Annotated in this window: 7 protein-coding genes and 2 pseudogenes; 4 read left to right on the top strand and 5 right to left on the bottom strand. The window is 64.6% G+C overall.

Features of this window, described 5'->3' with window-relative positions; genetic code table 11:
* The 3 genes from A5777_RS15115 to benA form a co-directional block, all read right to left on the bottom strand.
* Positions 1–1,465 (bottom strand): FAD-binding oxidoreductase (locus A5777_RS15115; RefSeq protein ID WP_442903053.1); only part of this gene is annotated, 1,465 nt, incomplete at its 3' end.
* Between the two features lie 50 nt (positions 1,466–1,515).
* Positions 1,516–2,058, bottom strand: a complete 543-nt coding sequence (gene benB, locus A5777_RS15110) for a benzoate 1,2-dioxygenase small subunit (RefSeq protein ID WP_005209338.1) — start codon at positions 2,056–2,058, stop codon at positions 1,516–1,518.
* Between the two features lies 1 nt (position 2,059).
* Positions 2,060–3,442, bottom strand: a complete 1,383-nt coding sequence (benA, locus tag A5777_RS15105) for a benzoate 1,2-dioxygenase large subunit (RefSeq protein ID WP_064863271.1) — start codon at positions 3,440–3,442, stop codon at positions 2,060–2,062.
* A gap of 251 nt (positions 3,443–3,693) precedes the next feature.
* On the opposite strand from benA, the pseudogene A5777_RS15100 reads away from it, so the two are divergent.
* The 4 genes and pseudogenes from A5777_RS15100 to A5777_RS15085 all read left to right on the top strand — a co-directional run.
* Positions 3,694–4,338: pseudogene (locus A5777_RS15100) on the top strand (LysR family transcriptional regulator); the annotation flags it as partial.
* Positions 4,337–4,678 (top strand): annotated as a pseudogene (locus A5777_RS15095) (dioxygenase family protein); the annotation flags it as partial. The pseudogenes A5777_RS15100 and A5777_RS15095, both read left to right, overlap by 2 nt.
* Positions 4,679–4,743: 65 nt before the next feature.
* Positions 4,744–6,339, top strand: a complete 1,596-nt coding sequence (locus A5777_RS15090) for an AAA family ATPase (protein ID WP_005209345.1) — start codon at positions 4,744–4,746, stop codon at positions 6,337–6,339.
* 31 nt (positions 6,340–6,370) lie between these two features.
* The gene (locus tag A5777_RS15085) at positions 6,371–6,922 is read left to right on the top strand and encodes a hypothetical protein (RefSeq protein WP_005209347.1); all 552 of its coding nucleotides are present in this window, start codon (positions 6,371–6,373) and stop codon (positions 6,920–6,922) included.
* Positions 6,923–7,461: 539 nt separating this feature from the next.
* Here A5777_RS15085 and A5777_RS15080 read toward each other — a convergent pair.
* Positions 7,462–8,412, bottom strand: coding sequence for a proline dehydrogenase family protein (locus A5777_RS15080; RefSeq protein ID WP_005208963.1), 951 nt, complete (start codon positions 8,410–8,412; stop codon positions 7,462–7,464).
* Positions 8,413–8,423: 11 nt separating this feature from the next.
* Positions 8,424–10,073 (bottom strand): L-glutamate gamma-semialdehyde dehydrogenase, encoded by a 1,650-nt coding sequence (pruA, locus tag A5777_RS15075; RefSeq protein WP_064863270.1) that lies wholly within the window; start codon positions 10,071–10,073, stop codon positions 8,424–8,426.
* Between the last annotated feature and the right edge of the window lie 45 nt (positions 10,074–10,118).

Raw genomic sequence — 10,118 nt, 5'->3', positions numbered from 1 at the left:
TACTGCGCCCGGACGCACCGCGTCGAGGGCGCCGGGCGCCGCGGCGGCCCGCGAGCCCCGACGCCGGTGCGATCGGGCGCATCGCCGGACAGCAGGTGTGGTCCGATGCCCAGACGTCCGCTGCGCCCGGCGCCCTCGACGCGGACACCGGTACGCTACTCGTCTGCGACGACACCCGTTCGATCGCGGCCGGCCGCGTCGACAGTGCTCCCAGATCGCTGCGCGCGAGAACTTCCTGACTCGCGATGCTGCGAGCGTCTGCGGCCTCGAGCACCTCGTGCTCTCGGCTCGACGACTCGTCCGGCGTGGAAAGCTCTGCGCTGGAGGAAGAGTCCGGAGTGTCGGGGATGGTCTTGGCAGGCACGGCGAGCGCGAACTTCTCGTAGTAGAAGCCGACTGGCTCAATGCCGGCATCGGCGACGTGGCTGCGTACCGATTCGACCATCGGGGGCGGACCGCAGAGATAGATGGCCACGTCACCGTCGTACAGATGCTCCGGGCGAATGAGGCTCATCACGTAACCCTTGTGCGTCGCAGCAGTATTCGGGTCGGACACGCAGTGATCCCAGGTGAAGCCCGACAGCTCGTGCGCGAAGTACTCGATGTCGTCGAGCGCGACGAGATCGGTGTCGGTCGACACACCATAGATGAGGTGCACCTTGCGGGGGCTGTTGTCGTCGAGCATCTTTCGGAGCATGGAGAGAATCGGCGCCACACCTGTTCCGCCCGCGAGAAGCAACACGGGCCGTGCCGACTCGCGCAAGAAGAACGATCCGTGCGGCCCGGTGAACGTGAGTTCGTCGCCGCACGCCGCGTGTTCGGTGAGGTAGTCCGACATCGCACCACCTGGCGTCAGCTTGATCAAGAAGGTCAGGCGATCCTCGTGCGGTCCATTGGCGAACGAATAGGAGCGACGCACGACGGTCTCGGTGCCTTCGGGTGAGTGCGCTCCGGGTGCTTGTGCTCCGGGTGCCTGTGCTTCGGGTGCCGAGGCCCCCGGCACTGCGATGTTCACGTACTGCCCGGGCAGGAAAGCCAGATCAGCGCGGTTGGGGATCTCGACGCTCATGCGCATCGTCGACGTCGAGAGCCGCTCGAGATCGACGATGCTGCCGATGAATTCGCCCGCGGCGGTCTTGGCGATATCGGAGGTTGCGGCGATCTGGAGCACCAGGTCTGACTGCGGTTTCATGCAGCAGGGCAATGCGAAACCGTCTGCGCACTCCGATTCTGACAGTGCGTCGTCGATGTAGGTGCCGCCGTCGTAGTCACCCGACTCGCAGAATGCCTTGCACGTTCCGCACGCGCCGTCGCGACAATCGAGCGGGATGTTGATGCGTTGTCGATACGACGCGTCGGCAACTGTCTGGTCTTCCCGGCAGGGATGAACCGTGTGACCCCGTCCTCGAATGTCAACGCCACCTGGTGTGTTGGACCTGTCGCGGCTGATCCAGTGCTGTCGCATCGGTAGTTCTTGCGGTTTCCGTATCGGTGGTGAGTGTCATGCGTGTCGCCTCAGAAGTGGTAGATGTCCACCACGTGGTGGATGTAGTCGTTCTTGAGCACAACCGTCTTTCGGCGGATGAGCGGCGACTCGGCGGAGAAGTCGATCGTGTAGAACGAGGTGCCGTAGTACGGGTCGACGGTGTTGTAACGGAAATACATTGTGTGCCAATTGAATCGGACATCGACCAGGTCGCCACGCCTCTCGATGACCTCGACGTTGCTGATGTTGTGCGACGTTCTGGGTTCGGGAATCGACGTGGCCGAGGATCGTTCGGTTCGAATACGGAACACCCGGTCTTCGAGTCCGCCCTTGTTGGGGTAGTAGATGAGTGAGATGTCGCGCTGCGGATTCTCGACGAGGTGGTCGTCGTCTGTCCAGGCGGGCATCCAGTACTCCACGTCGTCGGCATAACAGCCGAGCCACTTCTCGAACTCGCGATCGTCGAGGTAGCGTGCCTCGCGATAGAGGAACTGCTCGATCATGTTCTGCGTGATGAGGGTTTCGGTGGTCGTGACAGCTGGGTCGACGATCGGCGACTGCGAGGTGGTCATCTCACTTCCCTTCCGGGTTGATGGCGGCACGCATGGTGTCGAGCCAGTAGCCGTGCTGGACCGGGTAGAGGCCCTCGTCCTCGTTTTTCATTCCGGCAGAGACGATCTCGGTCATGCCGAGACTCTCGGCGACGGGGTCGGGTCCGGAGAGCCAGTGCTGCGCACCACGACTCATGTCATTCCACGGCGCGGCGGTGGCGCGGAAGGTCAACTGGCACGAGCGGAACTCTTCGAGGTCGTCGGGAGTGGCCATGCCCGATGCATTGAAGAAGTCTTCGTACTGCCGGATGCGATGCGCGCGTGCGGTGTCACTCTCACCCTTGGGTGCGATGCAGTAGATGGTGACTTCGGTCTTGTCCGGGGCGATAGGGCGGAAGTGTCGGATCTGGGTCGAGAACTGGTCCATGAGATAGACGTTCGGGTACAGGCACAGATTGCGCGATCCCTTGACCATGAATTCGCCCTTCGCGTCGCCGAATTCGCGCTTGAGTTCGTCCATCTTGTCCCACAGCGGACGGTCCTGCGGGTTGGCCGCCCAGGTCCACAGGCACAGGTGTCCGTGCGGGAATGACCAGTAGCCACCGCCCGACTTCCCCCAGCCGCCCGCGTCGAGCGCCTTGGCGTCGTTCGCCGATTCGCCGGTGTTGCGACGCGACGTCGTCGCTGCGTAGTTCCAGTGCGTCGCGGTCACGTGGTAACCGTCTGCGCCGTTCTCGGCCTGCACCTTCCAGTTTCCGTCGTAGGTGTAGGTCGACGATCCCCGCAGCACTTCGAGTCCCTGCGGCGACTGGTCGACGAGCATGTCGATGACCGTCCTCGTGTCGCCGAGATGTTCGGACAACGGGAGGACGTCATCATTGAGGCTCGCGAACAGGAATCCGCGGTAGCTCTCGAACCGGGCAACCTTCGTGAGATTGTGTGAGCCCTCGACGTCGAAGGTGTCCGGATAGCCTGCGCCGTCGGGATCCTTCACCTTGAGCAGTGTGCCGTCGTTGCGGAACGTCCAGCCGTGGAAGGGGCAGGTCAACGTCATTCGATTGTCGGTCTTACGGCGACAGATCATGGCACCGCGATGCGCGCATGCATTGATGAGGCAGTGGAGTTCGCCGTCCTTGCTGCGGGTGATGACGACGGGTTGCCTGCCGATGTAGGTGGTGAAGTAGTCGCCCGGATTCGCCACCTGACTCTCGTGGGCCAGGTAGATCCAGTTGCCCTCGAAGATGTGGCGCATCTCCAGCTCGAAGATCTCCTCGTCGGTGAAGATCCTGCGGTTGGCCCGGTAGACGCCGGCATCGCGGTCGTCGATGACGGCATCGGCGAGAATGCTGCGCACATGATCGGTCGTGGCTGTCGTCGGTGGTGCGGCGTTGCCGGCGAGTGTCATCTGGGTACCTCCTGGTGTGGGCTGTCTCCCGACCTTGGCATTACGTGGGGACAGTCACACTAGGGCTTTTGCCAGTCCTGACTCAGCGTCAAATTGATCAATTTCATCGATCAATCACACGAATATGAGTCCTTGTCTTGTATGGATCGGGCTTCTACCGTGGATCTCGAAAGTGGCGGCAGTCACATGATGCTCAGGGAGTGACTCAGCTGTCGCTTCCTCCGAGTATTCGGCACGAGAGGAGAGGCGACATGGAGCTGAGGCACCTGCGGTACTTCGTGGCCGTCGCCGACACGTGTCACTTCGGGCAGGCTGCCGCCACGTTGCACGTCGCGCAGCCGGCACTGTCGTACGCGATCAGGCAACTCGAAGCCGAACTCGACGTCACGTTGATGACCAGAACGACTCGCCAGGTCTCACTCACTCCGGCAGGGCTCTACCTGCAGGCAGAGGCCAGGCGCATCCTCGGCGACGTCGACGGATGCGTCGACGAGGTACGACGTATCGCCGCGGGGCGCAGCGGAGTGGTGCGACTCGGGCTGACCGGCATCGGGGCCTTCTCGCATCTGCCGAGGATCGCCCGCGCCGTCAAGCAACAGCTCCCCGACGTCGAGCTCGCGATCTCCGCTGACATGCTGACTCCGACACAACGCGACGCTCTCGTCCCTGGCGAGATCGACCTCGGACTGCTGCGACCGCCGGTGGCCGGTGACGGCATCGAGGTACACACCGTCGACGTCGAGCCGTTGGTCCTCGCCGTGTCCAGCGATCACCGGTTGGCATCCGAACCTGTTGTGGCGCTGCAGGATCTGCGCACCGAACCATTCGTGATGTACGGCAGTCGTGACTCCGCCGTCAACGACGCCGTGTTGCGGTCTTGCAGGAGTGCGGGTTGGCCTGCCGGAGTGGAATCTCCGCGGCACCTGGATCGCCGATGACGAGGGGCACTTCGAGATTCACAGCCTGCAGCCGGCGCCGTACCAGATCCCCACGGACGGTGCGTGCGGCCAACTCATCGAGGCCGCGGGATGGCATGCCTGGCGACCCGCGCACCTGCACTTCAAGGTGAGCGCGCCGGGCTACGAGTTGATCACCACGCAGCTCTACTTCCCGGGTGATCCGCACAACGACGACGACATCGCCTCGGCCGTCAAGCCTGAACTGATGCTCGACCCGCAGCCGGTCGAGGGAGGCGTCGCCGTGACGTACGACTTCGTCCTCGATCCCGAGGCCTGAGTTCAGCTTTCAGATCGGGCGTCCGCAGTGTCGGACGCCCGATCGACGACCAGGGAAGGTCGATCATGTTGGTAGCACCGACAACACTTGTCGCCGGCACAACGTCGGACGACCTGGCGCGGGTCCGCGGTCAGGCGTCGTCGTGGCGTTCTCCCGAGATCGCCATCGCCGACCGGGATCTCACCGACGCGGCGCTGAGCGACCTGATCACGACAGCGGATTCCCTTGGCGAGGAATCCTTCTCGCGTGCTGTCGGTGCGATCGTGTCATCGCGGGCAGGCCACTTCGCGCCGATCCCACACCTCGACGCCGCTGTCGAGATCTTCCGGACCTTCCTGCGGCACGAGATGATCGACGGCTGGCTCTACGTCCGCGAGTCCGACGGTTACCTCCATCCGTATCTCGTCATGGACATCACGCTCGAGCACGGTGACCGAACGCATGGTCCGCGAATCAAATTCACGATGGAAGCAGACAATGCCACCGTGAAGCGGCCCTCACGCAAGCCGCGGGTCCTGTACTTCGAAGACACCGATGTCGTCGGCAAGACACCCGCGGATGTGCTGTTGGCAGGCGGTGCCTACAAGGAGAGCGCCGACCTCAAGGCCGAGTACCAGGCGCGTCGTGACCGCTACCAGCACATCATCGACACCGGTTTCGGACAGCAGTACACGTTCAGCGGCAAAGTGATCCGTACCGACGACTATCGCTCACCCAACTCGCGGAACAATCGCAAGGTGGTGCACGACGTCGCACCCGACGAGATCGCACCGCTACGGATGGTCGCCGCTTCGGTGCTCTACGACAACAACCGTTACGGCGGAGACGATTTCGGTCCCGTGCCGGTCACCACGGCCGTGCGAGTGTTCGATCTCGGCGCGCAGGACTTCCTCGACGTCAACACGGCCGACCTCGCCGAGTACGTCTACGAGACGCACCTGCAGGACAAACTCGTTCTGCCCGACGACCAACGCGAGCTGCTGAACATTCTCACAACAGATATTTCGGTGTTCACCGGCGACATCATCGGCGGGAAGTCGGCGGGTAACGTCATCCTCGCCAAAGGGCGGCCAGGCGTCGGCAAGACACTCACCGCCGAGGTCTATGCGGAGGTCACCGGACGTCCGCTGTACTCGATCCACTCCGGATCACTGGGCATCACAGCCGAATTGGTGCGCAAGAACCTCGAAGTGATCTTCGATCGAGCCAAGCGGTGGGACGCGGTTCTCCTGCTCGACGAGGCCGACGTGTTCGTCATGGAACGCGGACTCGACCTCGCGCAGAATGCCATCGTCGCCGAATTCCTGCGCACCCTGGAGTATTTCGACGGCTTGCTGTTCCTCACCACCAACCGCATCGACGGTGTCGACGAGGCGATCCTCGCCCGCTGTGCGGCGATCATCTCCTACGCGCCGCCCGGACCCAAGGACGCCCGACAGGTCTGGCAGATCCTGGCCGCGGGTAACGACGTCATCCTGGGAGAGGACCTGCTCGACGACCTCGTGGGCGGGTTCCCCGACATCACGCCGCGCGACATCAAGATGCTCCTGCGGCTCGCGCTGCGTATGGCGCGGCATCGTGACGTCGAACTCGACGCGTCGGTGTTCGCGAGCAGCGCGGTGTTCCGAGGGCTGACATACGTGCCGCGTTCGCAGAGATGACCGGTCGATGCCGGCTGCGTAGCCTGGGAGCATGGAGCTCAGGTACGACGTCGAGATCGTGACGTTCGTCGTCTCACCTGCGCACGCCTACTTCGGACGACCGAAGGACGGTCCGGCCGCAGACGTGCCGACCGAGACTCCGTCGAGCGTTGAGATCATCGCCGACAAGGGGATTCGTGGCGACAGGTTCTTCGGCGTGCGCGCTCACACCGAAGCTGCCGTGACGTTCTTGGCGCTCGAGGCGTGGGAGGCGGCGGCTGGCGACGTCGACCCGGTTGTCGCGCGACGCAACGTGGTGGTGCGGGGCCTCGAACTCGACCCGCTGCGCGGGCGGGAGTTCAGCGTCGACACCGGCGATGGTCCGGTGCGATTTCGCGGCGGACGTCCGGCGCACCCGTGCGCGTGGATGGACACGATGGCCGGCGAGGGTGCCCGCAAGGCGCTGATCGGTCGCGGCGGCCTGCGGGCCCAGCCGCTGACCTCGGGGACGCTGCGCCTGGGCCGGGCGTCGATCGTCACCGACATCGAACTCGACGCCGCCCGCGCCGCCGCGCAGGTCAAGCGCGCGCAGCCGCTGGGGTGAACCCTCCGCTGGTCGAGCGGCGAGCCTTCTGCTGGTCGAGCGGGCGCGAGCGCTGCGAGCACCCGAGTCGAGACCACTTCTCCCGCTGGTGATCTCGACAGGCTCGATCAGCGTTGACGGCTCGCTCCGCGGTTGACGGCTCGGTCGGCGGGCGGCCCACCCGCTGGTCGAGCGGGCGCGAGCGTAGCGAGCACCCGAGTCGAGACCACTTTGGCCGGCGGGTGATCTCGACAAGCTCGATCAGCGGGTAGCAGCTCGATCAGCGGTAAACGGCTCGATCAGCGAAGAAGCAGCTCGGTCGGCGAAGAAGCAGCTCGATCAGCGGTAGACGGCTCGCTCCGCGGGTGGCCCCCGCTGGTCGAGCGGGCGCGAGCGTAGCGAGCACCCGAGTCGAGACCACTTTTGCCGGGCGGTGATCTCGACAAGCTCGATCAGCGAAGAAGCAGCTCGATCAGCGGTAGACGGCTCGCTCCGCGGGTGGCCCCCCGCTGGTCGAGCGGGCGCGAGCGTAGCGAGCACCCGAGTCGAGACCACCCCGCTCAGCCCGACACCAGCGCGCGCAGGAAGAATCCCAGGTTCGCGGGCTTCTCGGCGAGGCGTCGGACGAAGTAGCCGTACCACTCCTGGCCGTAGGGGATGTAGACGCGGACGGCGTGGCCGGCGGCGGCCAGGCGCTGTTGCTCGTCGGCGCGGATGCCGTAGAGCATCTGGTGTTCCCAGCTGTGTGGCTCCCGGCCGAACTCGATCGCCATCAGCTCGGCCGCCTCGATCATCGTCGGGTCGTGGCTTGCGACCATCGGATATCCGTTGCCCTTCATCAGGATTCGTAGACATCTCAGATACGCCTCGTCGATCAGTGAGCGCTCGGGATAGGCGACCGACGCGGGCTCGGAGTAGGCGCCCTTGCACAGCCTGATTCGCGCACCCGATGCCGCGAACTCTCGACAGTCGTCCTCGGTGCGACGCAGGTATGCCTGCAAAACCGTTCCCAATTCGGGGTATTCGCCCCGCAGAGTCCTGACGATGTCGAGTCGTTCGTCGACGGTGCCGTGGTCCTCGGCGTCGACGGTGACCAGGACTCCGGCCGCGGCGGCGGCACCACAGATGGTGTGTGCGTTCTCCTCGGCAATCTTTCGACCGTGCCGCGGCAGACACTGGCCTAGGGCAGTGAGCTTCAACGAGACCTCCAGAGCCCCGGGCCGCACATCGAACCGCGACATCCCCTGCAGCAGGCTCAGATACGCCGCAACCGTGGCCGACGCTTGAGTCTCGTCGGTCGTGTCTTCGCCGAGGTGGTCGATGGTCACCGAGAGTCCGCTACCAAGTGCGTCGGCGATGGCCGCGAGTGCGTCGCCTTCTGACTCGCCCGCGACAAAGCGGTCGACGACGCGCTCGGTGACCGGAAGTCGTTGCGACGTCTGCTTGATGCGTTGGCTACCCGCCGCGCGCGTGATCACCGGGCGCAGGACGGAATCGAAGAGTGCGCTCATGTCATGTCACCTCAGTCCGTCTCGGTGGCGTCGGATGCCATGTGGGGATACGCGGAATCTGTCGGCGGCACAAAGGTTTCCTTGATCGTCCGGGTCGACGTCCAGCGCATGAGGTTCGCTTTCGAGCCGGCCTTGTCGTTGGTGCCCGACGCACGTGCCCCACCGAAGGGCTGCTGGCCGACGACGGCTCCGGTCGGCTTGTCGTTGATGTAGAAGTTGCCCGCCGCGTTGCGCAGCAGATTCGACGCCGTCGACACGGCGGCGAGGTCGGTGGCGATGATCGAGCCGGTCAGCGCGTACCGCGCAGTGGAATCGACCATGCGCAGCGTCGATTCGAAGTCGGCGTCGTCGTAGACGTGAAGCGACAGGATGGGTCCGAAATACTCGGTGGAGAAGGCTTCGTCGGTCGGGTCGTCGCCGAGCAGCACTGTCGGCCGGACGAAGTAGCCCTCGGAGTCGTCGCACTGCCCGCCGACCGCGACGGTCATCGACGCGACGGTCTTCGCGCGGTCGATCGCGGCGACCTGCTTGTCGAAGGCGCGTCGGTCGATCACGGCGCCGCCGAAGTTGGACAGGTCTCGCACATCGCCGTAGGTCAATTCGGCTGCCTCGCTGAGGAAGTCGTCGCCCATGCGATCCCACACCGACCGCGCAACATACGCGCGCGATGCGGCCGAGCACTTCTGCCCCTGATACTCGAAGGCGCCGCGAATGAGCGCGGTGCGCAACACATCCGGGTCCGCTGACGAATGTGCGACGATGAAATCCTTGCCGCCCGTCTCGCCGACGATGCGCGGATAGTTGCGATAGTGATCGATGCGGTTGCCGACTTCGCGCCACAGATGCTGGAAGGTCGCGGTCGAGCCGGTGAAGTGGATGCCCGCGAGATTCTCGTCGGCGAGCGCGACGTCGGACATCGCCCGTCCGTCGCCGTTCACCAGGTTGATGACGCCCGCGGGGAGTCCCGCCTCTTCGAGGAGCTTCATGGTGACGTGTGCGGCGTAAGCCTGTGTCGGAGAAGGCTTCCACACCACGGTGTTGCCCATCAGCATGGGTGCGGTCGGTAGGTTGCCTGCGATGGCGGTGAAGTTGAACGGTGTGATGGCGTATACGAATCCGTCGAGCGGACGATGATCGAGCCGATTCCACACCCCCGACGACGAGATCGGTTGCTCGGCGAGGATCTCCCGAGCGAACTCGACGTTGAACCGCCAGAAATCGACGAGCTCGCACGGTGCGTCGATCTCGGCCTGCTGCACAGTCTTCGACTGCCCGAGCATCGTTGCGGCAGCCAACTTCTCACGCCACGGTCCGCTGAGAAGGTCTGCCGCGCGCAGAAGGACGGCGGCGCGGTCGTCGAAAGTGGTGTGCGCCCACGACTCCTGCGCTGCCATCGCCGCGTCGACAGCGGCGCGGGCATCGTCGTGGGTGGCGTTGGTCATGGTGCCGAGCACCTCGTGATGAGAGTGTGGCTGCACGACGTCGAGTCGCTCACCGTCCCCGATGTGCGCCGCGCCACCGATGATGTGCGGCAGCTCGGCCGGTTCGGCCGACGACTGTCGCGAGAGCTCGTCGACGATCCGTCGACGTTCCGGGGTGCCGGGCGCGTAGGTGTGCACCGGCTCGTTGATCGGGCGTGGGGGAGTGGTGATCGCATCCATGGTCTCAGTTCACCGAGACGGAGTTGATTCAGCTATGTCCAATCG

The organism is Gordonia sp. 852002-10350_SCH5691597 (assembly GCF_001665715.1).
GTDB lineage: Bacteria > Actinomycetota > Actinomycetes > Mycobacteriales > Mycobacteriaceae > Gordonia > Gordonia sputi.
This window is presented reverse-complemented; position numbering and strand designations above follow the sequence as displayed.